This is a genomic window from Conexibacter woesei Iso977N, assembly GCF_000424625.1.
Lineage (GTDB): Bacteria > Actinomycetota > Thermoleophilia > Solirubrobacterales > Solirubrobacteraceae > Baekduia > Baekduia woesei_A.
In genome coordinates, this window is record NZ_AUKG01000004.1 from 347,364 (window position 1) to 369,369 (window position 22,006).

20 protein-coding genes are annotated in these 22,006 nt (G+C 72.3%); 5 read left to right on the plus strand and 15 right to left on the minus strand.

The window, feature by feature from the left end; translation table 11 throughout:
- Positions 1 to 1,710: 1,710 nt before the first annotated feature.
- The 4 genes from H030_RS35385 to hrcA are packed head-to-tail and all read right to left on the minus strand — an operon-like array spanning position 1,711 to position 6,999.
- Positions 1,711 to 3,948 (minus strand): methyl-accepting chemotaxis protein, encoded by a 2,238-nt coding sequence (locus H030_RS35385; RefSeq protein WP_035129852.1) that lies wholly within the window; start codon positions 3,946 to 3,948, stop codon positions 1,711 to 1,713.
- A 49-nt stretch (positions 3,949 to 3,997) separates the two neighbouring features.
- Positions 3,998 to 4,837 (minus strand): 50S ribosomal protein L11 methyltransferase, encoded by an 840-nt coding sequence (locus H030_RS0126155; protein WP_027008304.1) that lies wholly within the window; start codon positions 4,835 to 4,837, stop codon positions 3,998 to 4,000.
- A complete protein-coding gene (gene dnaJ / locus H030_RS0126160; RefSeq protein ID WP_035129855.1) occupies positions 4,838 to 5,968 on the minus strand; it encodes a molecular chaperone DnaJ in 1,131 nt (376 codons plus the stop codon).
- An 8-nt stretch (positions 5,969 to 5,976) separates the two neighbouring features.
- Positions 5,977 to 6,999, minus strand: coding sequence for a heat-inducible transcriptional repressor HrcA (gene hrcA / locus H030_RS0126165; protein WP_027008306.1), 1,023 nt, complete (start codon positions 6,997 to 6,999; stop codon positions 5,977 to 5,979).
- A 37-nt stretch (positions 7,000 to 7,036) separates the two neighbouring features.
- Here hrcA and H030_RS0126170 point away from each other — a divergent pair, with 37 nt between their 5' ends.
- Positions 7,037 to 7,357 carry a hypothetical protein gene (locus tag H030_RS0126170; RefSeq protein WP_027008307.1) on the plus strand — a complete coding sequence of 107 codons (321 nt, stop codon included), beginning with the start codon at positions 7,037 to 7,039 and terminating at the stop codon, positions 7,355 to 7,357.
- On the opposite strand, the gene H030_RS0126175 is transcribed toward H030_RS0126170, so the two are convergent.
- From H030_RS0126175 to H030_RS38680, 3 genes are read right to left on the minus strand one after another with little or no spacing between them, the layout of a single operon-like run.
- A complete protein-coding gene (locus H030_RS0126175; protein ID WP_035130139.1) occupies positions 7,354 to 7,743 on the minus strand; it encodes a MaoC/PaaZ C-terminal domain-containing protein in 390 nt (129 codons plus the stop codon). The genes H030_RS0126170 and H030_RS0126175 overlap by 4 nt on opposite strands.
- Before the next feature lie 8 nt (positions 7,744 to 7,751).
- Complete coding sequence (locus tag H030_RS39415) at positions 7,752 to 8,180, minus strand: MaoC family dehydratase N-terminal domain-containing protein (RefSeq protein ID WP_027008309.1); 429 nt, start codon at positions 8,178 to 8,180, stop codon at positions 7,752 to 7,754.
- A gap of 12 nt (positions 8,181 to 8,192) precedes the next feature.
- Positions 8,193 to 9,038 carry a DMT family transporter gene (locus H030_RS38680; RefSeq protein WP_051223776.1) on the minus strand — a complete coding sequence of 282 codons (846 nt, stop codon included), beginning with the start codon at positions 9,036 to 9,038 and terminating at the stop codon, positions 8,193 to 8,195.
- A gap of 277 nt (positions 9,039 to 9,315) precedes the next feature.
- Between H030_RS38680 and H030_RS0126190 the strand changes: the two genes are divergently transcribed.
- The gene (locus H030_RS0126190) at positions 9,316 to 10,713 is read left to right on the plus strand and encodes a PLP-dependent aminotransferase family protein (protein WP_027008310.1); all 1,398 of its coding nucleotides are present in this window, start codon (positions 9,316 to 9,318) and stop codon (positions 10,711 to 10,713) included.
- 25 nt (positions 10,714 to 10,738) lie between these two features.
- Positions 10,739 to 11,389 (plus strand): PIG-L family deacetylase, encoded by a 651-nt coding sequence (locus H030_RS35395; protein WP_051223777.1) that lies wholly within the window; start codon positions 10,739 to 10,741, stop codon positions 11,387 to 11,389.
- On the opposite strand, the gene H030_RS0126200 is transcribed toward H030_RS35395, so the two are convergent.
- Complete coding sequence (locus H030_RS0126200; protein WP_027008311.1) at positions 11,369 to 12,154, minus strand: SDR family NAD(P)-dependent oxidoreductase; 786 nt, start codon at positions 12,152 to 12,154, stop codon at positions 11,369 to 11,371. The genes H030_RS35395 and H030_RS0126200 overlap by 21 nt on opposite strands.
- A gap of 48 nt (positions 12,155 to 12,202) precedes the next feature.
- Here H030_RS0126200 and H030_RS0126205 point away from each other — a divergent pair, with 48 nt between their 5' ends.
- Positions 12,203 to 12,460 carry a hypothetical protein gene (locus H030_RS0126205; RefSeq protein ID WP_027008312.1) on the plus strand — a complete coding sequence of 86 codons (258 nt, stop codon included), beginning with the start codon at positions 12,203 to 12,205 and terminating at the stop codon, positions 12,458 to 12,460.
- Between the two features lie 27 nt (positions 12,461 to 12,487).
- Here H030_RS0126205 and lepA read toward each other — a convergent pair whose 3' ends face one another.
- Positions 12,488 to 14,308 (minus strand): translation elongation factor 4, encoded by a 1,821-nt coding sequence (lepA, locus tag H030_RS0126210; protein WP_027008313.1) that lies wholly within the window; start codon positions 14,306 to 14,308, stop codon positions 12,488 to 12,490.
- Positions 14,309 to 14,331: 23 nt separating this feature from the next.
- On the minus strand, positions 14,332 to 15,939 hold the full coding sequence (gene murJ / locus H030_RS0126215; RefSeq protein WP_027008314.1) for a murein biosynthesis integral membrane protein MurJ: 1,608 nt from the start codon (positions 15,937 to 15,939) through the stop codon (positions 14,332 to 14,334).
- Positions 15,940 to 16,033: 94 nt separating this feature from the next.
- On the opposite strand from murJ, the gene rpsT reads away from it, so the two are divergent.
- A complete protein-coding gene (rpsT, locus tag H030_RS0126220; protein ID WP_027008315.1) occupies positions 16,034 to 16,303 on the plus strand; it encodes a 30S ribosomal protein S20 in 270 nt (89 codons plus the stop codon).
- A 117-nt stretch (positions 16,304 to 16,420) separates the two neighbouring features.
- Here the strand turns inward: rpsT and holA are convergent, their stop codons facing one another.
- The 5 genes from holA to H030_RS0126245 form a co-directional block, all read right to left on the minus strand.
- Positions 16,421 to 17,398, minus strand: coding sequence for a DNA polymerase III subunit delta (gene holA / locus H030_RS0126225; RefSeq protein WP_027008316.1), 978 nt, complete (start codon positions 17,396 to 17,398; stop codon positions 16,421 to 16,423).
- A gap of 33 nt (positions 17,399 to 17,431) precedes the next feature.
- Positions 17,432 to 19,840 (minus strand): ComEC/Rec2 family competence protein, encoded by a 2,409-nt coding sequence (locus H030_RS0126230; RefSeq protein ID WP_027008317.1) that lies wholly within the window; start codon positions 19,838 to 19,840, stop codon positions 17,432 to 17,434.
- Between the two features lie 4 nt (positions 19,841 to 19,844).
- Entirely contained in the window at positions 19,845 to 20,414 is a 570-nt protein-coding gene (locus tag H030_RS0126235; protein WP_051223778.1) for a ComEA family DNA-binding protein, read from the minus strand.
- A 77-nt stretch (positions 20,415 to 20,491) separates the two neighbouring features.
- Positions 20,492 to 21,382 (minus strand): nucleotidyl transferase AbiEii/AbiGii toxin family protein, encoded by an 891-nt coding sequence (locus tag H030_RS35400; protein ID WP_051223779.1) that lies wholly within the window; start codon positions 21,380 to 21,382, stop codon positions 20,492 to 20,494.
- Positions 21,379 to 21,993, minus strand: coding sequence for a type IV toxin-antitoxin system AbiEi family antitoxin domain-containing protein (locus H030_RS0126245; RefSeq protein WP_027008319.1), 615 nt, complete (start codon positions 21,991 to 21,993; stop codon positions 21,379 to 21,381). The genes H030_RS35400 and H030_RS0126245 overlap by 4 nt, the downstream gene beginning before the upstream one ends.
- Positions 21,994 to 22,006 lie beyond the last annotated feature (13 nt).

The window sequence follows — 22,006 nt, forward strand, 5'->3', positions numbered from 1 at the left end:
ATTCGCCCTCGCGGGGTTCTAGTTGTAGAAGAACTGGCCGGGCTCGCGGGTGACGGGTGCCTGGACTACCCACTTGCCACATACGATCGTCGCACGCATAAGGCCGGACAAAACGTCGCGGCCAAACACCACTCTCACGGCCGGAAGGAGGGCGTGGAGCTGCCACACGGATACCGGCGTTGGCTAGTCGGAAAGCGTCCGGCATTGAGGTTGGCCCAGTCTCTGCCGCCGAGGTCACTCGCGTTTTCGACCTCATCCGCCACGAGAGCTCCGTGCGCAAGACGGCCGCGATCATGACCGAGGAGGCAGGCCGTCGGTGGCTGCCGATGACCGACGCACGGAATGTCGCGCGCGAGGAGTACGAGCGCGCAGGCGCGCAGCGCATCATCCACCCGAAGATCTGGTCGGCGGCCCAGGCAACGATGGCGGATCGCCGGAAGCGCTCGCCGCCCGCCGCATCTGAGCGCGTTCGATGCGCTGCCCGACGCTGTAGGTCCATGCGCTCTCCGCTGCAACCCACGCGGCGGGAGCGAGTAGAACGGGCCGCGCCCAAAGCGGGACGTCGGCGAAGGCAGCCGGGATGGCCGGCGGAAGAGCGAAGGCCCGCATACAAAGGGCGTTCAAAAAGTCGCTGGTGTCGCTTCCGTGCACGGTCATCAAGCCATCGTGAGGCGCGCACGGCGCGTTGTCGCGGTTTGGAGTAACGGGCATTTCCAACGACGTTGACGACGAGGCCGATCTAGCTTCGGACCGCTCCGTGCGACTTCCCGACTTCGGCGTGACCATGCCTTCTGCATCGGCACGTCGGACGCGCCGTCACGCGATGTCTCGCGCTGAGTTGCGGTGGTCAGGCCGCTTGGACTGCTCGAACGCGCGCGGTTGATGGGCTTCGTGCCGGTGTCCACGTTCGGACCGTGTCCGAGGCGTTCAAGGTCGCGCGCGCAGAGGCCGATGCCGTTCGTTTGACCGCGAGCCCTCGCTCCGAGCCGCTCGCCGTCGGTTCCCAAATCCGCTGTCACGTAGGCCTTATCGGTATGCATGCGCGCGACTCAACCTGAGCGCAACCGTCATCCGGCCCCCTACTGGGGGACTTTAGGTCAGGCCGCTTACGCCCTATCGGCGCAGCGTCCCCCTGCCGGGGGATTTACGTGAGTTCCGGGTCCGCAGTGTTCGCCCCTGAACTAAACCGTGACGCTGATTCATGTCAAGGTCCGTCCATGTTCGCCGGGGTCGCTGGGGTTGCCGCGCCAATCGAGCGCGGGACGACCGGAGGACGCGCGAGTGTGGAGCGAGGAATCCGCCGAATGCCCGAAGATGTCTTCGGTGTAGCCGTAAGCCTGCCGCAAACAACCATGCGTGACCCGTGGCGGATGGATCACGGCGAAGACCGCCACCGGTCGCGCTGCCAGCGACGGCGACGATCAGCGAAGCGCACTCAACCGTGCCGTCCGCAGAACGGAAGCTGACGGCGCGGCCACAGCAAGAAGCGCTGCCGTCTACGACGACACGCGTGGCTTGATGGCAACGGATGACGGCAAAGAGCAACACCAACCGCCCCGCCAGAGACGACGACGATCAGCGCAGCGCCCTCAACCCACGCCACCCGCAGAACAAAGGCCGACGCCGCGGGCCCAACAAACGCGCCGCCGGCAACGACAACGCGCGTGACTTGATGGCGGCCGCAGCGACGGCGCGTGGCTTGATGGTGGGCTACGCAGCGAGCGTGAAGCGCCCGACCAGCTCGTCGAGCTCGGTGGCGATCGTCGCCAGGCCCGCGGCGGCCGCCGCGATCTCCTGGCCGGAGGCGGTCGTCTGCTGGGCGGTCGAGGAGACCTGCTCGGTGGCGGCGCTCGTGCGCTCGGCGATCGAGACGACCTGGGTGACCTCGCTGCGGGCCCGCTCGGCGCCCGCGGCGACCTCGTCGTTGCGCGCGGCGACCGTGCCGATCCGCTCGGCCAGCGACGCCATCGCGGTCTCGATCGCGGCGAACGCCTCCTGGGCCTGGACGATCCGGTCCGCGCCGGCGGTCGTGCGCTCGCGGCCGGTGCGCGCCTCGGTCGTCGCGGCGGCCGTGTCGTCCTGGATCTCGCCGACCAGCGTGCCGACCTGGCCGGCCGCGGCGGCGGTCTGCTCGGCCAGGCGCCGGACCTCCTCGGCGACGACCGCGAAGCCGCGGCCCTCCTCGCCGGCGCGGGCCGCCTCGATCGCGGCGTTCAAGGCCAACAGGTTGGTCTGGCCCGCGATCTCGGTGATCGTCTCGACGATCCCGTTGACGCGGTCGCTCTTGACCGCGAGGCGCTCGACGGCCTCGGCGACGCGCTGCGACGCCGCGCCGATCTCGGCCATCGCGCCGGTCGCGTCGGCCACGACGGCGCCGCCGCGGCGCGCGGTCTCCTGCGCGTCGTGGGCGGCGGTCGTCGCCTCGCGGGCGCCGGTGACGCCGGCCGCGGCGGCCGCGCTCATCGCCTGCGTCGCCTCGCTGGTCGCGGTGACCGCGCGCACCTGGCGCTCGGCACCGACCGCGACCTCCTCGGTCGCGCGGGCGATCTCGTCCATCGCGCGGCCGGTCTGCTCGGAGCCCTCGGCGAGGTCGCCGGCGGACGACGTGAGTCGACCCGATGTGGCGGCGAGGCGCTCGACGACCTCGGTCAGCCCGCCGGTCATGTCGCGCAGCGCGACGCCGAGGGCGTCGTGCTCGGAGGCCGGGACGACCGCGGTCGTCAGGTCGCCCGCGGCGACGCGCTCGGCGACCGCGACCTGCTCGCGCTGGTGCTCGCCCATCGCGATGAACGCGCGGCCCAGCTCGCCGAGCTCGTCGCGGCGGCCGGCCATGTTGATGTCCTTGCTGAGGTCGCCCTGCGCGGCGGCGCGCGCGACGACCGTGAGGTAGCGCAGCGTCCGGGTCAGCGAGCGCCACAGCGTGGCGAACAGCACCAGCGCGAGCAGGAGCGCGAGCGCGCAGCCGATCAGCACGTGGCGCTCGGCGGTTCTGAAGCGGTCGACGCGCGCGGCGAGTAGGCGTGAGAGCGCGGGCGTCGTGGCGTGCTCGAAGCGCTGGACGGCGGTGAGCGCCGCGGTGCTCGACACCATGTTGTCCGTGTTGACGGTCGTGGTGCGGGCGGCGGCGGCGAGGTCGTCGCCGAGCGTGCGCGACGCGCTTGCCATCGTCGTCGCGGCGGGCGCGACGGCGGGCTTCAGGTTGGTGTCCTTGGTCGAGCCGTAGGACGTGGCCAGGCCCGCGAGCAGGGCCTCCAGGTTGGTCGTGACCGCGCCGGCGTCGGAGGCCAGCTTGATGTGGTCGGTCAGCGTGCCACCGCCCGGGAGCTGGGAGAGCGCGAGCTGGCGATCGGCGCCGAGGCCGGCCTCGGCGGCCACGGCGGGCGCCTTGGTGACCAGCGCGTCCATCACGTAGTAGGAGTCGAGGTCCGGGTCGAGGATCAGGTTGGAGGCGTTGCCGACCTCGGTGACCCAGCCGAGCGCGGCGTCGACGGCCTTGGTGTAGGTGTTGAGCGCCCCGGCGGCGTCGAGATCGCCCGCGGCGCGCGGGACGGTGACGGCGAGGACGGCCGTGCGCGCCTTCGCCCAGGCGGCGCGGGCGCCGAGCTGCGCGCCGACCTGCTGGTCCGCCCTGTCGCCGGCGGCGACCGCGGCCTTCAGCGCGGCGACGTCGGCGTCCGGGACCGGCCTGCCGCTCGCGGCGGCCGCGACGGCGGCGCTACGCGCGCGGACGGTGGCGACGACGAGGTCGTTGGCCGGACCGAGCGCGGTGACGCCGGTCTGCTCGGCGGCGGAGAAGTCGATCTGCGTCTGCTGCGCGTCGTGGTAGGCGCGCCCGGCGAGGACCGCCGGGATCAGCAGGACCACCCCGAGCACGGCGAGCTGGCGCGAGACGCGCAGGCGCGCGAGCAGCGCGCCGAGGGGATCGAGGAGCCGGAGGGCCGTTCTCATGGCCGTCCCGGGATCGACCGATCGGCCAGAAACTTGAGTGGCTACACGCCTAAACGGGTCGTCGCAGTGCCAGCGCGGACCATTCCGCGCTCTGGCGCCGGTCGGTCTCGACGAGGCCGTGGCGGGCGAAGGCGGCGGCGATCTCGTCGGCCTCGGTGGCCAGGAGGCCGGAGGCGATCAGGAGGTCCGGGACGTTGTTGTCGCGGAACCCGGCGCGCGCGACGCAGAGCAGCAGCGGCCGCAGGAGGTTCGCCAGGACCAGCGGTGCGGACGGCGCGGCGCCGCCGCGGATCAGGTCGAAGCGCTCGGCGTGGACCTCCACCCCGTTGGCCGCGGCGTTCTCGGCGGTCGCGCGGACGGATTCAAGTTCATGATCTACGCCCGCCAGCGGCGACCACCCCAACTTGCCCGCCGCGATCGCCAGGACGCCCGAGCCGCAGCCGAGGTCCATGACGCCGCGCGCTTGCGGATCGGACGGCAGCGGCTCCTCCGCGAGGATCTCCAGGCACAGCCGCGTCGTGTGGTGCGCGCCGGTCCCGAAGGCCTGGCCTGGGTCGATGACCAGGTCCATCATGTCGGTCCGCTCCGGCTCCCACGGCGGGCGCACGTACAACCTGCCCGCCACCTCGATCGGCCTGTGGAACGCGCGCCAGCGGTCGGCCCAGTCGTCGGCGACCTCGGTCGTGACGACCTCGACCAGCGCGCCGCCGACCGCGGCCTCGACGTCCGGCAGTTCCGGCAGCTCGCCCGGCGCGCCGTAGACCGCGTACTCGATGACATTGCCTTGGTCCAGCTCCGACTCCTCGACGCCCGACGGCGCCAGCGGCAGCAGCTCGGCCAGCACGACCTCCGCGTCCTCGCGGCGGACGCGGATGGCGAGGCGAATCACTTAACGGTGGAACAGCCGGCGCAGCTTGCCGACCATCGAGTCGTCGTCGTTGCGCAGCTGCTCGGGCGTGATCGTCTCGGCGAACGCCTCCAGCGCCTGGCGCTGCTGGGCGGTCAGGCGGCGCGGGATCACGACGTTGGCGACCACGCGCAGGTCGCCGAAGCGGCCCTGGCGGCGCAGCATCGGCATGCCCTTGCCCTTGACGGTGAGGACCGCGCCCGGCTGCGTGCCGGCCGGGATCTCGACCGTGACGTCGCCGTCGGGGTGCGGGATCTCGACGCTCGTGCCCAGCGCGGCGTGCGGCGCCGCGAGGTCGGTGACCGTGACGAGGTCGTCCTCGTCGCGCAGCCAGCCGTCGCCGAGCGCGACCTGGACGACGACGTAGAGGTCGCCGGGCGGGCCGCCGCGCTCGCCCGCGTGGCCGCGGCCGCTCAGGCGGATCCGCTGGCCGTCGGCGATGCCCGCGGGGATGTCGACCTCAAGACGGCGATGGCCGACGACGAGGCCGCGGCCGTCGCAGGTCTCGCACGGCTGCTCCGGGATCTTGCCCTCGCCGCCGCACTTGTCGCACGCGACCTGGCGCACGACCTGGCCGAACGGCGACCGCGTCACCGCCTGCAGGATCCCGTTGCCGCCGCACTTGTCGCACGTGGTGATCGGGGTCCCGGGCTCGGCGCCGTTGCCGTGGCAGTGCTCGCAGCGATCGATCGCCTCGAACGTCACCTCGACCCTGGCGCCGCGGTAGGCCTGCCCGAGGTCGATCTCGACCGCGACCGCGACGTCCTCGCCCTGGCGCGGGCCGGTCCGGGCGCCGCCGCCGAACGCGCCGCCGAAGGCCTCGCCGAAGAACGCGTTGAAGATGTCGCCGACGTTGCCGAAGCCGTCGAAGTTCGGGGCCTGGCCGCCGGAGCGCAGGCCCTCGTGGCCGTAGCGGTCGTAGGTCGCGCGGCGCTCCGAGTCGCTGAGGATCTCGTAGGCCGTCGCCGCGGCCTTGAACTTCTCCTCGGCGTCCGGGTCGTGGCTGTTGACGTCCGGGTGCAGCTCGCGCGCGAGCCTGCGGAACGCCTTCTTGATCGTGGTCTCGTCGGCATCCCTGGGGACCCCGAGCAACTCATAGGGGTCGCTGGGCATGGTGGAGCTCAAGTTCCGTACACGTCCTCGATGAATCGGGAAAGTTCGAACGCCGCCTCGCGCACGGAGCGGATGGCGCGGGCGTAGTCCATGCGGACCGGGCCGATGACCGACACGGTCCCAAGCTTGCGTGCGGGCAGGCCGTAGCCGGCGCCCACGACCGCCAGCGACTGCAGCGCCGGGGCCTCGTTCTCGGAGCCGATCCGGACCAGGACGTCCGGCTCCTGGAGCGCGACGCGCAGCAGGCCGAGCAGCGTTGCCCGCCGTTCGAGCATGCTCATCAGGTCGTTGATCTGCGCGAGGTCCTGGACGCGGTGCTCGCCGATCAGGCGCGCGGTGCCGTCCACGTAGAGCGTGTCCTCGGCGGTCTCGGCCAGGGCGGTGAAGACCGGCATCAGGTGCTCCAGGAACGAGCGCTCGGTGTCCCTGAGCGATGGGTCATTGAGGCGCTTGGCGAGCATCCGCGCGCCGAGGCCGACGCCGTTGAGGCGCTCGTCCAGGAACTGGCCCGCCCAGGAGGCGAGGCCGGGGTCGACCGGGCGGTCGAAGGTGAACACGCGCTTGGTGACGCCGCCGGTCGACGTGATCACGACGACCATCAGGACCTGCGGCTGCAGCAGCAGGACCTCGACGTGGCGGATCGTGGCGGTGTCGATCGGGGGCGCGGAGACGATCGCCAGCAGGTTGGTGACCTGGGAGAGCGTCTCGCTCGTCACGCGCATCGCCTCGTCGACCTCGCGGCGGATCAGCTGCAGGCCGAGCGGCTTGGGCGCGGGGACGAGCATGGTGCCGCGCCGGAGCTGGTCGACGTACCAGCGGTGCCCCGCGTCGGTGGGGATGCGGCCCGCGGAGGTGTGTGGGTGCGCGAGCAGGCCGTGCTCCTCGAGCATCGACAGCTCGTTGCGGATCGTCGACGGGCCGGCTTCGATGTCGATGTCGGCGGCGAGGGTCCTGGAGCCCACGGGCAGGCCGGTCTCCGAGTACGCCTCGACGACCTTGCGCATGAGCAGCTCTTGACGGGGCGAGAGCAACGTGAGCTTCAGTCTAGAAGGGGTAGGAACGAGCGCGATGCCACGCCGCCGCAGGACCCCGCGCGAGAAGAAGGAGCTGTCGCTGGACCGCGATCACCGGGACGCCTATGGCGAGTCGCCGCACGCCTCACGGAAGTGGATCCCGCGGCGCAAGGCCATGCATGCGCGCCACTGGCGGCGACGCGCGCGGCAGGACCTCGGCGTGACGCAGCTGCCGGAGGGCTTCGACGGCGGCGACGCGCTGGAGGTCGAGCACCGCACCGAGCTGCCCTACTCGGGGTGGGAGAAGCAGCCCGACCGACCGCTGCGCGGCGAGGTCGAGTGGAGGCTGCGGCAGCGCGAGGACGAGCCCGGCTAGAGGCGGAGGTCCGCGTCGCCGCGGCGGACGATCGCGGTGCCGGCCTGGGTCGCCTCGGAGGACACGTGGACGGTGCCGTCGTCGTCGACCTTGGTGACCCTGGCGGTGACGGTCAGCTCCTCTTCGAGGACGCCCATGCCGCGGAAGCCGACGCTCAGGCGCTTGAGCGTGTGGGGGCCGCCGGCGGCGTCGGTGTGGGCGCGGGCGACCTGGGCCATCGTCCAGAGGCCGTGGAGGATCCGGCCGGGGAGGCCGACCTGCTGGGCGAACTCCTCGTCGATGTGGATCGGGTTGAAGTCGCCGGAGGCGCCCGCGTAGCGGACGGTGACGTAGCGGTCGGGCGTGACCTTCAGCTCGGGGAGGTCCTGGCCTGCTTCGAAGTGCATGTGGTCGCTCACCCTCGGACGATGTTGGTCCAGGTCCCCACGGAGACGGTGTGGCCGTCCTGGTTGGTGGAGACGGACTCGAACGTGAAGAAGCCGTTGCCGGCGCGGTGCTCGACGGACTTGACGGAGACCGTCGTCGTGATCTCGTCGCCGGCGACGACCAGCGGGCCCCACTTGAACTCCTGGCCGCCGTGGACGAGGCGGGCGAAGTCGATCTCCAGCTCGGGGTCGAAGTAGGCGGGCATGATCGCCTGCGAGCAGTAGACGACCGCGAACATCGGCGGCGCGACGACGTCCGCGTAGCCCGCGGCACGCGCGGCCTCGTGGTCGAGGTGCAGCGGGTTGGTCTCCCCGACCGCGCGGGCGTACTCCTTCACCTTCTCGCGCCCGACCGCGTACAGGACCGGCGGGTACGTCTTGCCGATGGGTGGCTCCATTGCGCGCGGATGCTAGGTGACGCGCGTGTGCTGGGTCGCGACGACGGCGGTGAGGACGATGAGCGCGGCGGCGGCGGTTCCCGGGGAGATGTGCTCGCCGAGGATCAGCGCCGACCAGGTGAGGGTCAGGACCGGCTGGGAGAGCTGGACCTGGCCGATCTTGGCGACGCCGCCGCGGGCGAGGCCGCCGTACCAGGCGAAGAAGCCGAGGAACATGGAGATCAGCGAGACGTAGGCGAAGCCGAGCCAGCTCGTGGTGCCGGCGTGCAGGCCGCTCTGCGCCGTGGCGATGGCGGCGATCACGGTCGTGGCGGGGAGCGCGGCGACGAGCGCCCAGCAGATCGTGTTGGCGCCGCCGAGGTCGCGCGCGAGCCGTCCGCCCTCCGCGTAGCCGAGCGCGCACAGGACGACCGCCCCGAGCAGCTCCACGTCCGGGCCGCTCAGGTCGCCGCCGCCCTGGCTGAGCGCGAAGCCGACGACCGCCGCGAGCCCGAACGCGCTGGCGCCCCAGAACGCCTTCGTCGGCCGCTCACCCGCGCGCAGGACCGCGAAGGCCGCCGTCATCGCCGGCAGGACCCCGACGACGACCGCGCCGTGCGAGGCCGGGACGTGGTGCAGCGCCAGCGACGTCAGCAGCGGGAACCCGACGATGACGCCGAGCGCGACGACGCCGAGGCTCGGCCACTGCCCCACGTCCGGCCTCCTGGCCCGCGTGATCCGCAACACCACGATCGCCAAGACGCCGGCAACGACCGCCCGCCCGAACGCGACGACCCACGGATCGAGATCGCGGACGGCGAGCCGCGTCGCCGGCAGCGAGAACGAGAAGCCGAGGACACCCAAGAACCCCAACAACAACCCGGGCGGAAGCGCGCTCGCGCGGCCGAGCCGCGTCGGCTGGGGCTCGCTGACTGCGGGTGCTTCGGGCGAGTAACGCTTTCTACCAAGTGCGCCCGTTTTGGAGTAACGGTTGGCGCTCGGAGCGGCTGCTCGGAGGTCCTCGGCCGGGTCGCCCGACACGACCGGGCGAGGTTGCGAGGCCGTTGACTGCAAGGCATCGGAGCAACCCATAGAAGAATTCTGCAATTCCCCTTGCGTTACTCCGCCGCGCCCTGTAGCGTTACTCCTCGTACTCATGATTGACGGTAACACAGAATCGCGTGTTATCGAGGATGTGCGGACGGCTGCCCGTGCCCTCCCCCCGGGCAGCCGCCTGCCTTCCGTGCGTGAGCTGATGGCTCGGCATCGCGCTTCACCGGTCACGGTGCAGCGTGCGCTGTCGCGCCTGGCCGGTGAGGGGCTCGTCGTCCCGCGACCGGGACGAGGCACGTTCGTCGCCGAGAAGCGCGCGACCACCGAGAAGGCGCCGGACCTCGGCTGGCAGGAGGTCGCGCTCGCCGACCGGCCGCCGCTGCAGGCCGCGCCGCTCGACGCGCTGCTCGCCCTGCCGCCCGATGGTGCGATCCCGCTCACCGGTGGGTACCTCCATCCCGATCTTCAGCCCGTCGCCGCGCTGGGCGCCGCGCTCGGTCGCGCCGCGCGCCGGCCGGAGCCGTGGGGACGCCTCGCGGTCGAAGGCCTGCAGCCGCTGCGCGAGTGGTTCGCGCGGGAAGCGGGCGGTCACGTCCGCGGCCACGACGTCGTCATCTGCTCCGGCGGCCAGCCCGCGCTGGCGACCGCGTTCCGCGCCCTCGCCGCGCCCGGCGAGCCGGTCCTGGTCGAGTCGCCGACCTACCTCGGCGCGATCTCGGCGCTGCGCTCCGCGGGCCTGCGCGCGGTCCCGGTCCCGACCGACGCCGACGGCGTTCGCCCGGACCTCCTCGCCGCCGCCTTCGCGCTGACCGGCGCGCGCGTCTTCTACTGCCAGCCTCTGCACGCCAACCCGACCGGCGCGACGCTCGCGCCGCACCGGCGCGCCGCGGTCCTCGACGCGGTCCGGGCGGCGGGCGCGTTCCTGATCGAGGACGACTGGGCGCGCGACCTGCGGATCGACGGCGAGGCCCCGCCACCGCTGGCCTCCGACGACCCCGACGGCCACGTCGTCTACCTGCGCAGCCTCACGAAGTCCGCCGCGCCCGGCCTGCGGATCGCCGCGGTGTCGGCCCGCGGCGCGGCCGGCGCGCGCATCAAGGCCGCCCGGATCATCGACGACTTCTTCGTCTCCGGACCCCTACAACATGCAACGCTGGAGCTGATCTCCGCGCCCGCCTGGCGCCGCCACCTCAAGCGCCTGCGCGCGGAGCTGCGCGTCCGCCGCGACGCGCTGACCGCCGCGCTCGGCGAGCACCTCCCGGACTGGCAGCTGCAGGTCGTCCCGGCCGGCGGCTTCCACGTCTGGCTGCGCCTGCCCGACGACGCCGACGACATCGCGCTGACCGCGCGGGCCGCAGCGGCGGGCGTGCTCGTCTCCCCCGGCCGGCCGTGGTTCGCCGCCGAGCCGCCCGGACCGCACGTGCGCCTGACCTTCGCCGGCGCGCCCGCACCCGACCTCGTCGAGGGCGTGCGCAGGCTCGCGAAGGTGGCCGCGCAGTGACGCGGGCCGTGGCACCATCGCCGGCGTGAGCACGATCGTCGCCGTCGCCCCCACGCTGTCCGACGCCGTCCAGTCGGCCGGCGCGACCCTGCACCGCCACGCCGCCGACGGCCATCCGGTGGTCGTCGTCAGCGTCTTCACGCAGGACGGCGACCCGGACGACGCGGCGGCCGCGGCCGCCTTGGGGCTCTCCGGCGTCGTCCACCTCGCGCTGGAGCCCGCCGCGCTGCGCGGCTACGAGCACCTCGCCGCGCACGACGGCTTCCGCAGGGGCGACGAGGACACCGCGAGGGTCGCGGCCTCGGTCCTGGCGATCGCGCTCGGCAAGCTGGAGCCGGACCTGATCCTCGCGCCGCTCGGCCTGACCGGCCACGTCGACCACCTCGTCGTCGAGCGCGCCCTGGACGAGCTGGAGCTCCCGCGCCTGCGCTGGCTCGATCTCCCCTACGCGCTGCGCCGCACACCCGGCGCGCCGCTGGGCGCCGGCGAGGTCGTGGCGGTCCCGGCGTCGGAGGACGCGCTCGCCGCGAAGGTCGCGGCCGCGACCGCGTTGGGCGCCGACGCGCCGCGCCTGGCCCAGCACGCGGCCGACGAAGGCGCGCGCCTCGGCGCGGGCGGCCCCGTCGAGATCCTCGTCAAGCGCGAGCCCGCGGCGCTAGATGATGATGTTGACTGACCCGCCGTCGGCCGACCACGCCGCGCCCGCGACGTTCCCGGCGCGCTCCGAGCACAGGAAGACGACGACGTCGGCGACGTCCTGCACGTCGCCCAGCCGGCCCCGCGGGATCTTCCTCGCCGCCGCGGCCAGCGCCTCGTCGCGGGTCGTCCCGCTCACCGCCGCGACCTGATCGGCCAGGCCGCCGTCGCCGGTCCACAGCCCGGTCGCGGTCGGCCCCGGCGTGACCGCGTTGACCAGCACGCCGTCCCTGGCGTACACGTCGGCGAACGCGCGCGAGACCGAGAGCTGCCCGGCCTTGGCGACCGAGTAGGCCATGTTCGACGCCGACGGGCGCTTGCCCGACGACGACGCGACGTTGACGATCCGGCCCCACCCGCGCGCGGCCATCAGCGGCGCGGCCAGGCGCATCAGCCGCATCGGCGCCATCACATGGACCTCATGTTGCTCGCGCCAGTCGTCCTCGGTCAGCTCGTCCAAACCGATGTTCTTGGAGAACCCGGCGTTGTTGATCAGGACGTCGAGGCCACCAAGTTGCTCGGTCGCGGTCGCGACGATCCGGCGCGCGCAGTCCGGGTCGGTCACGTCGGCGGCGATCCACTCCGCGCCGTCGATGCCCGTCGCTGCCTCGGCCAGCGCGTCCTCGCTGCGCGCGACCATCAGCACGCGCCCGCCCTCCTGCGCCAGCCGCTGCGCGGCGGCGAGGCCGATCCCGCGCGAGGCGCCGGTCACGACGCACACGCGCCCGTCGAGTCCGAGATCCATGGACCGCGACTCTACGACCGTGCGCTCTGCGATGCTGCGCGGCCGTCCATGACCACCGCGCACCCCGTCAACGAGCTGCTCGTCGTGCTCGGCCGCCGTGCGGTGGTGGAGCTGCTGTGGACGCTGCGCGAGGCGCCGCTGCGCGCGCCGGACCACGACGCCGCCGAGCACCTGGAGGAGCTGCGGCGCAACGGGCTCGTCGCGGAGCGCGACGCCGCCTGGCGCCTCACGCCCGACGGCCGCGCGCTCGCCGACCACCTCGTCACGCTCGCCACCCGTGCCCGCCGGCGCGGCGACCTGGCCTGAGGCGCCGCGCGGGGCGGCGCCGCCGCGCTACTTCGACGACGACCTGTCGTCGCCCAATTCGAGCACCGCCAGGAACGCCTCCTGCGGAACCTCGATGCGGCCGACCTGCTTCATGCGCTTCTTGCCTTCCTTCTGGCGCTCCAGCAGCTTGCGCTTGCGGGAGATGTCGCCGCCGTAGCACTTGGCGGTGACGTCCTTGCGGTAGGCCTTCACGGTCTCGCGGGCGATGATCGCCGAGCCGATCGCCGCCTGGATCGGCACGTCGAACTGCTGGCGCGGGATCTTCGCGCGCAGCTTCTCGGTCAGCTGACGACCGACGTCGTAGGCCTTGTCGCGGTGGACGACCATCGACAGCGCGTCGACCACGTCGCCCGCCAGCAGCACGTCGAGCTTGGCGAGCTTGGACGGGCGCAGGCCCAGCACCTCGTAGTCCAGCGACGCGTAGCCCCTGGTCCGGGACTTCAACTGGTCGAAGAAGTCGAGCACGACCTCGCTGAGCGGCAGGTCGTAGTGCAGCTGGACGCGGTCGGCGCTGAGGTAGTGCATGCCCGCGTGCTCGCCGCGGCGCTCCTGGCACAGCTCCATCGTCACGCCGACGAACTCCTTGGGCAGGAGGATCGACGCCTTGATGTAGGGCTCGCGGATCTCCTGGATCCGCGCGGGATCGGGCATGTCGGACGGGTTGTGGACCTCGATCACGGTCCCGTCGGTCATCGTGACCTCGAACGACACCGACGGCATCGTCGCCATCAGCTCCAGGTCGTACTCGCGCTCCAGGCGCTCGCGCACGATGTCCATGTGGAGCAGCCCGAGGAAGCCGCAGCGGAAGCCGAAGCCGAGGGCGTCCGACGTCTCCGGCTCCCACGCCAGCGCGGCGTCGTTCAGCGACAACTTCTCCAAGGCATCGCGGAAGTCCGGGTAGTCATCGTTGTTGATCGGGAAGAGCCCGCAGAAGACCATCGGCTTGACGTCGCGGTAGCCGGGCAGCGGCTCGGTCGCGCCCCTGTGCTTGGTCGTCAGCGTGTCGCCGACCCTCAGCAGGGTCACGTCCTTGATGCCGGTGATCAAGTACCCCACCTCGCCCGGGCCGAGCTCCTTGATCGGCGTCATGGCGGGCGTGAAGAACCCGATCTCGTCGATGTCGGCCTCGGTGCCGGCGGCCATCGCGCGGATGGCCTCGCCCTTCTTGAAGATGCCGTCGACCACGCGGATGTAGGCGACGACGCCGCGGTACTGGTCGAACTCGGAGTCGAAGATCAGCGCGCGCGCCGGGGCGTCCGGGTCGCCGGTCGGCGCGGGGACGCGCTCGACGAGCTGCTCCAGGACCTCGGTCACGCCGGCGCCGGTCTTGCCGGAGATGATGAGGATCGAGTCCGGGTCCTCGCCGATCAGCTCGCTGACCTCGCCCGCGACGCGCTCGGGCTCGGCGCCCGGCAGGTCGATCTTGTTGAGGCAGGGGATCAGCTCCAGGCCCGCGTCGACCGCCAGGTAGGTGTTGGCGACGGTCTGGGCCTCGACGCCCTGGGAGGCGTCGACGACCAGCAGCGCGCCCTCGCACGCGGCGAGCGACCGCGACACCTCGTAGGTGAAGTCGACGTGGCCGGGCGTGTCGATCAGGTGGAACTGGTAGGTCACGCCGTCCTTGGCCGTGTAGTACACGCGGACGGCCTGGGACTTGATCGTGATGCCACGCTCGCGCTCCAGCTCCATGGAGTCGAGCAGCTGCTCGCGCATGTCGCGCGAGGCCACGGTCTGGGTCATCTCCAGGATGCGATCGGCCAGCGTCGACTTGCCGTGGTCGATGTGGGCGATGATGGAGAAGTTGCGGATGCGGCTCTGGTCGGACAAGCGGCCGCCCAGGATAGAGGGCGCTACGTCGTGGCTGCCCGGCGGCGCTGCACGAGCCGGTGCAGCTGCTCGGCCTCGGGGATCCGCATCGCCAGGACGACCCGGATGTAGGCGAACGAGCCGAGCGCCAGGCTGCCGCCGACGGAGATGATCTGGCCGATCAGGTCGCGGCCGAAGACCCAGTCCAGGACGGCCCACGAGGCGTAGGTGACGATCCCGAACCACGCCGCCGCGATCAGCATCCCGAAGACCATCTCGGCGGTCTCCTTGAGGTTGAGCGGGTTCCTGAGCTCGCCGCGCAACACGTAGAACTGGGCGGCGGCCATGACGATGTCGGCGATCGCGGTGCCCGCGACGATGCCGCCGACGCCGAAGCCCATCGCCACGAAGATGATCGAGACGCCGACGTTGACGATGAGGTTGCCCACGCTCAGGTAGGTGACGAGCCAGGGGCGCTGGAGGGAGAAGAAGGTTCTCGTCAGCAGGAGGTTCACGCCGCTGAACGGCAGGCTGAAGGAGAACCAGAACAGCGCGGTGGCGACCAGCTCGGTGTCGGAGGCGTCGAAGGCGCCGCGCTGGAAGACGAGGCGCGTGATGGGGGTGCTCAGGACCAGCGTCGCCGCGGTGGCGGGCAGCAACATGAGGAAGATGAGCCGCAGCCCGTTGTCCACCGTGTTGCGCAGCCCGGGCAGGTCCTTGCGGGCGGCGAGGCGGGAGAGCTGCGGGAACAGGACCGTCGCGATCGCGACGGAGAACATGCCCTGCGGGAGCATGTAGATGCGGAACGCGGCGTCGATCGCACGGGGCGCCTCGGTCGAGACGTAGCCGCCGAGGATCGAGTTGGCGAAGACGTTGAAGTTGATCAGGCCGAGGCCGATGCAGACCGGGAGCATCAGCGCGAAGACGTGCTTGACGCGCGGGTCCCGGTAGTTGAAGTGGAACTCGAAGTGGAAGCCGACCTTGCGCAGCGTCGGCAGGGCCATGACGAACTGCACGGCGGTCCCGATCAGGATGCCGACGGCGTAGGCGTACAGGTCGTCGGAGAAGAACGGCCGGCCGAAGACCAGGAACACCATGATGACCACGTTCCAGACCAGCGGCGAGAGCGCGGGGATCGTGAAGTGGTCGTAGGCTTGGAGGATCCCGACGGTCAGCCCGTTGAGGCCGAGGATCAGGACGATCGGGAACATCACGCGGCTGAGGCCGACGGAGAGGTCCGTCATCGCCGTCGTGAACTCGGAGCCGGTGAAGAGCGGGACGATCAGGCCCGCGGCGAGGATGAAGAGGATCGTGATGACGCCGAGGGCGATCAGCATCACCATGAACAGCGTGGAGGCCAGCCGGAACGCCTCGCGCTTCTTGTTCTCCTCCAGCAGCTCGGTGAAGACCGGGACGAAGGCGGCGGAGAGCGCCGAGTCCGCGAAGAGGCTGCGGACGACGTTCGGGATGTAGAAGGCCAGCGTGAACGCGCTGAACGCCGGGCTGAGGCCGAAGTAGCTGGACGCCAGCACCTCGCGCATCAGGCCCGCGATCCGGCTGAGGCCGGTCAGGATGCTGAAGATCGCGGTGTTGCGCGCGAACGATCGGCGAGGCGCGGCCGCGCTGGTGCGTGGTGGTGCCTCGGTCGTCACTGCGGCAGGATGCTACGAGCTGGGCGGGATGTCGCCGCCAGGCGGCCTGCAGACCGCGCTTCGGCGCCGGGCACGCTAGACTCCGCCGTCGCTCATGGCGAACATTGACTCACAGAAGAAGCGCATCCTCCGGGCCGAGCGTGAGCGCTTGGAGAACCGCCGCTACACGTCCACGATCAAGACCTACTTCCGCCGCCTCGAGACGGCGGTCGGCGAGGGCGACGACTCGGCTGCTGACACCGAGCACCGCGCCTTGATCCAGACGATCGACAAGGCCGTCAAGCGCGGCGCCCTGCACCGCAACACGGGCGCCCGCAAGAAGTCCCGCGCCGCCCGCGTTCGCGCCGGGCAGCCGTCGGCTTAGCGTCACCGCTTCACTCACGCCTTCACGGCCCCGGGAGACCGGGGCCGTTTTGTCGTTCCCGGACCGCGCCCGCGCGCGGCTCGAACCCGGTGAGTCGGCGGCTCGTGAGTCGGCGGCTCAGTGCGCGGCGGCCATGCGGCCGAGGGCGCGGATGGCGAGGGTGTCTTCGGAGAGGTCGCCGATGCCGCGGGTCTGGAGCTCGAGGTCGGCGAGGGTCTCGAGCGCTTTGCGCAGCGCCTCGGGATCGGTGCCGCGGGCTTCCTTGATGCGGCGGTCGAGCGCCCAGGGCGAGCCCTTCGCCGACGCCTTGACCTGTGCCGGGGACTCGCCGGCCTCCAGGCGGTCGGCGATCGCGAGCACCTCGCGCAGGCGGCGGGCCATCAGCGGGATCAGGCGGCCGACGGCCTCGCCCTGCTCGCGCAGCTCGAGGAACGAGCGGAAGACGGTCCGGCGGTCGCGGGCGACGAGCGCGTCGACGAGGCCCCAGACCTGGATCTCGGCGGAGTCGGCGGCGGCGTCGGTGACGTCCTCGGCGATGAGCTTCGCGCCCGGGCCGCGTTCCAGCGCGAGCTTCTCCAGCTCCCGGAGCAGGCGCTGCTGGCGGTCGCCGACCTGGGCGACGAGCACCTGCGCGGCCGGCAGCTCCAGCTCGATCCCGAGCCTCTGCGCCTCGGCCTGCACCCAGCGCGGCAGCTCGCGGGTCTTGACGGTCGCCTGCTCGACGACGTCGCCGCCCGCCTTCCTGACAGCCTTGGGCAGCGCGGCCGGGATCTTCGCGCGGCCGTCCTCGCGCGCGAAGAACGCGACGGTCGTGTCGGGCGCCAGGTTCGCGAGCGCCGGGACGACGTGGGCCTCGACGTCGGCCTGCCTCCACCGCTCGGCGCCGTCGACCACGACGAAGCGGCGGCCGATCGCGAACGTCATCGCGCTCAGCGCGAGCCCGACGTTCTCCGGCGTCGACTCATCGCCCTCGATGACCTCCAGCCCACCCGCACCCGACTCGGCCTCAGCCCGCGCCCGCAGGCCGGCCCGCCGCTCGGCGATCCGGCCATGGTCGTCGCCGTGGATGAGGTACGCGGGCTTCCAGGTCGCCATCGCGCTTCAGTCTAGGTGGCGGTGCGGCGGCGGTCATCGCTCGGTCGTCACGGTCGCGTGGTGGGCGATGAGGTCGATGCGGGTGGTGCCGTTCTGGTCGGTCCGGAGGGTTTGGGGGACGGTGGCGTGGAGGGTTGTGAGGGTGGTTGGTGTGGGATGGCCGTAGGTGTTGTGGGCGCCGACCTCGATGAGGGCGATGTGGGGTTGGAGGCGGGTGAGGATGTCCGGGAGGCCGGGGTCGTCGGAGCCGTGGTGGCTGACCTTGAGGACGTCGATGCGTGGGAGGTCGAGGGGTTGGAGGACGTCGGACTCGGCGTCGGCGGTCAGGAGCGCTCGCGCTCCGTAGGCGGTCGCCACGGCGACGACGGCGCGCTCGTTGGGATCCTCTCCGGGCGCGGCCGTGGTGTCGCCCGGCGGCCAGAGGATGTCGAGGGTGAGCGGGCCGGCGGTGAGGTGCTGGCCCTGCTGGGCGGCGATCGCCCTGGTGGCGTGTTGTTGTAGGGGTCGGTCGATGGCGCGTGAGGTCGGCGAGCGATCGGCGCCGCGGCCGTCGAGGAGGACGCTCGTCGGGAGCGCGGTGAGGACCGCGGGCGCGCCGCCGTCGTGGTCGGCCTGCGGGTGGGTGACGACGAGGGCGTCGAGGTGGGTCACGCCGGCGTGGCGGAGCTCGGCGACGATCGGCGTTCCGGACGGTCCGGCGTCGACCAGGACGGCGTGGCCGCCGGCCTGGAGGAGCGTCGCGTCCCCCTGGCCGATGTCGAGGGCGGTGATGCGGAGGTCGCCGGGTGGAGGTGGGGCGAGCGCGCGGGTGCGGGTGAGCAGGAGGGCGAGCGCGAGCGCGGCGGCGGCTGTGAGGGCGGCGGCGACGCGGAGGCGTGGACGCGGGCGGCTGTGTTGTCGCTCCTCCCCCGCGCCCCGCCACACGATCGCCGCCGCGCCGAGCGCGCAGGCGAGCGTCAGGACCGGGAGCGGCAGCGCGACCTGCGCGGCGGGCGCCGCGGCGGCGGTCCGGGCGACGCCGGTCAGGAAGCCGAGCAGCGGCGCGGTGACGGCCATCAGCGGCGCGGCGGCGCCGGGCACGAGCTGTGCGACGGCCGCCGCGGTCATCCCGAGCCACATGATCGGCGCGACCGCGGGCGCCGCGACGACGTTCGCCGGCAGGCCGACCAGCGAGGCACGGTCGAAGTGCAGCGCGATCAGCGGCGCGGTGGCGAGCGTCGCGGCGACGGTCACCCCGATCGCCTCGGCGGCGGCGCGCGGGAGACCGACATGATGGAGTCGCTCGGCCGTCCGCGGCGCGAGCAGCGCGATCCCCACCACCGCCGCGAAGCTCAGCTGCCAACCGGGGCCGGCCGCGGCGCGCGGGTCGAGCAGGAGTGTGGCCGCCGCGGCGAGCAGCAGCCCGTACCAGCGGCTGGCGGGCCGGCCGGCGAGCGCGGCGACGATCGTCGCCGCGCCCATGATCCCCGCGCGCTGGATCGACGGGCCGCCGCCGGCGAGCGGGATGTACACCATGATGAGCGCGAGGACGAGCGCCCAGCGGGTCCGGATCCCGACGCCGAGCGCGATCCCGAGGCCGAGCGCGAGCGCCGCAAGCAGCGCGATGTTCTGGCCGGACGCGGCCGTCAGGTGGCTGAGCGAGGCGGCGGTGAACGCATCGCGGAGGTCGTCGGGCATCCCGGAGTCGTCGCCGAGGACCATCCCGCGCGCGAGCGCCGCCTCGCCCGGTGGGAGGTGCGCGCCGAGGACGCGCTCGGCACGGCGGCGGATCGTGTCGACCGCGCCCAGCAGGCCGCCGCGGCGGCGGCCGGTGGCGCGGAGGTCGGTCGCCCGCAGCGTCGCGTGCGCGTGGAGTGCCCTCGCCGCGAGGTCCGGCGGGCGCAGCGTCCCGGAGATGTTGATGATGTCGCCGACCGCCGCAGGCGGCGCGTGCGACCAGCTCGGGATCCGCAGCAGCACCGGCTCGCTGCGGAGCCGGACGAGCGCCCGCGCACCGCCGAAGGCGTCCGGGCGCGGAGCCGAGAGGACGGTCGCGTCGCCGCGGATGTCGTGGCCGATCGGGAGCCGCGTGGCGTCGAGGTGCGCCGTCCGCGCCTGCGCAGCCCAGGCGCCGCCGACCAACACCATCGACAACACCACCGCGACCTCCGGCCGCCGCGTCGCACAGGCGACGCCGAGCGCGACGACTAGTGCCCCAACAACGACGACCGAGTCCGGTGCGCGGCCGCCGAGGAGCAGCCCAGCGACGAGCAGCGCCAGGACGACATGCCGCGGATGCCCGCGCCCAGCAACGGCGGCGGCGAGCAGCCACTGCTGCGCGCGCTGGACGATCGCGGGAGCGATGGCGGCTGCGGCTGCAAGCGGCCACCGTCGCGCGCGGTGAGAGGCGGCGGCGCGCGACGGGATCTCGCTTGGCGGCGGGTCCGGAGGCGCGGCCCTCACACCGTCACCTGTGGCTTGAGCGGGCGAGCTTCTTCGGGCCGATCCCGGGGATCTGCGCGAGGTCGTTGATGGAGGAGAAGCCGCCGTGCTGCTGGCGGAAGGCGAGGATCTTCTGGGCGGTCGTGGGGCCGACGCCGTCGAGGGTGTCGAGCTGCTCGGCGGTCGCGGTGTTGAGGTTGACCGGCGCCGAGGCCGCGACGCCCGGCACGGCGGAGACTCCGGCCGGCGCGGCGCCCCTGCGTGGGACGACGATCTGCTGTCCGTCCGCGACCTTCGCCGCCAAGTTGATGGCCTGCAGGTCGGCGTGCGCCGTCGCACCACCGGCGAGCCTGATCGCATCCTCGATCCGCTTGCCCGCTCCAACCCGGTAGACCCCCGCCCTCCGCACCGCGCCGACGACATGCACCAGCGCCCCGACCGCCCTCGGCGCCGCAACCGCGACCGAGGCCCTCTCCGTCGCCGGCGCCGCAGCAGGCGCCGCGTCGTGATGCAGCACCCTGAGCCCCACCACCACGACCAACACCGCACCGACCGCGTAGGCGACGAGCTCGGTCCGCGACAGGCCAGAAGGCATGCCGCGAAGCTACGCCGACACCTACAACAAGAGACGCGCTGTTTGCGACGCCTTTGCGCAGGAAGCAGCGCGGCGCGTCACATCCATCGCAGCGCATCCGTGTTCCACTCCAACAACGCTCCGCCCTCATCGGCGAGCAGCGGATCGACGAACGCGATGACGTCGGCGATCAGCTCCGCCCAGGACCCGGGCGGCGGCGCGAGGTACGCCATGCGGTCGACCATCGCAGCGTACGGGCCCTGTCGATCAGGGATATTGCGCAATGCTGCGCTGAGCGGGATCAGCGGTTGTCCGCGATGCTCCGCCACCGACCCGACGCTCGCCCGGAGGTCACGAGCGCTGAGTGCATGCAACCGGCTCGTGACCCAGAGGTCGGCGAAGTCGCGGTCGCGCGTGCTCGTCTCCCGGCGCTGCATGGCGGTGACGATCTTCTCGGCCAGGTTCAGCACCAGCGGATAGGCGGCGAGCCGTACCGCCGGCCGGTCGACCACCGACGTGAGCTCGATCTCGATCCACGTCCCGGGATCGCCGAAGGAGAGGTCGAGGGCGAACGGGATCTTCGCTCGTCCGAGCCCTGCGACGAGCCCGACGCGCACGCCTTGGTACTCAGCGTCTTCGCGCATGCGCTCGGTTCGGATGCTCGCTGGATCGATCGCGATCCCGTCGTCGGGGTCAGGTTCGAGCACGCAGATCCCGGACACCACCTCGCGGAGGTCGTCCTCGCCGTTGCCGACTCCGTGCGTCGAGAGGTCTGCGTCCTTCGTCATGCGCCGGATCTCGTTGGCCGCCATGAGCATGCCGCCCTTGAGGACCATCCGGCCGGCGTAATCCGAGATCGCAAGACGCCGGAGGAACGACTCGATCGCGTAGACCACCAACAACGGCTGGGTGTTGCCGCGATGCTCGTTGCGGGCCTTGGCCTGCAGCTCCCTGAACACCACGTTCGCCGCGGCGTCCTTCTCGCTCAACTGAGCAGCGCCTCCATCGCGGGCGCCAGCTGTGATGCGCCGCCAAGCGCCCGCGCCAGCTCGGCGAGGCGCGGCGGGCGGGCCTCGCGACGCCGCAGGTAGCGGCCGAGCGCGTGGAGCGCGACGTCGCGTCCGACGAGATGTGAGAGACGCATCGCGTCGACGATCGAGCGCTCCGCCGAGTAGACCCGGAACGGCTCGCCCACATCGGTGGTCGCCTCCTGCCGTTCGAGGCCGTAGGTCGCGGCATCGAAGACGTGGACGCGGGTCGGCGGATGCGTGATCGCGGGACGATGCGCCCCGCGAGGCACGGCGATGTGGATCCGCTCCGGGATCTCGTCCGAGAGATCCCAATAGGCAAGCGCGGAGTTCAGGCAGATCGTCGCTGCCGGTGCGCGGGCAGCAACGATCGCCAAGCCCGACAGCATGCCCGCGCCGCCCTCGGGCAGCTGCAGCACGCCGCGGCCGACCGACATCAGCTGGCCGGCGTTGCGAAGCCGGTACAGCGTCGTCCGGCTGAGTCCAGTCTCGACAGCTTCGGCGACGCGGAACGGCCGTTCCCCGAAGCGTTCGCGGAGACGCTCAATCGGCGGTCCGGCGTTCTGGATCATGGTACAAATCCTA

Excerpts from the sequence above, each read along its gene's own strand:
- H030_RS35385 (WP_035129852.1), bottom strand. The coding sequence starts at position 3,948 with ATGAGAACGGCCCTCCGGCTCCTCGATCCCCTCGGCGCGCTGCTCGCG.
- dnaJ (WP_035129855.1), bottom strand. The coding sequence starts at position 5,968 with ATGCCCAGCGACCCCTATGAGTTGCTCGGGGTCCCCAGGGATGCCGAC.
- H030_RS0126170 (WP_027008307.1), top strand. The coding sequence starts at position 7,037 with ATGCCACGCCGCCGCAGGACCCCGCGCGAGAAGAAGGAGCTGTCGCTG.
- H030_RS0126175 (WP_035130139.1), bottom strand. The coding sequence starts at position 7,743 with ATGCACTTCGAAGCAGGCCAGGACCTCCCCGAGCTGAAGGTCACGCCC.
- H030_RS39415 (WP_027008309.1), bottom strand. The coding sequence starts at position 8,180 with ATGGAGCCACCCATCGGCAAGACGTACCCGCCGGTCCTGTACGCGGTC.
- H030_RS0126190 (WP_027008310.1), top strand. The coding sequence starts at position 9,316 with ATGATTGACGGTAACACAGAATCGCGTGTTATCGAGGATGTGCGGACG.
- H030_RS0126200 (WP_027008311.1), bottom strand. The coding sequence starts at position 12,154 with ATGGATCTCGGACTCGACGGGCGCGTGTGCGTCGTGACCGGCGCCTCG.
- H030_RS0126205 (WP_027008312.1), top strand. The coding sequence starts at position 12,203 with ATGACCACCGCGCACCCCGTCAACGAGCTGCTCGTCGTGCTCGGCCGC.
- rpsT (WP_027008315.1), top strand. The coding sequence starts at position 16,034 with ATGGCGAACATTGACTCACAGAAGAAGCGCATCCTCCGGGCCGAGCGT.
- holA (WP_027008316.1), bottom strand. The coding sequence starts at position 17,398 with ATGGCGACCTGGAAGCCCGCGTACCTCATCCACGGCGACGACCATGGC.
- H030_RS0126235 (WP_051223778.1), bottom strand. The coding sequence starts at position 20,414 with ATGCCTTCTGGCCTGTCGCGGACCGAGCTCGTCGCCTACGCGGTCGGT.
- H030_RS0126245 (WP_027008319.1), bottom strand. The coding sequence starts at position 21,993 with ATGATCCAGAACGCCGGACCGCCGATTGAGCGTCTCCGCGAACGCTTC.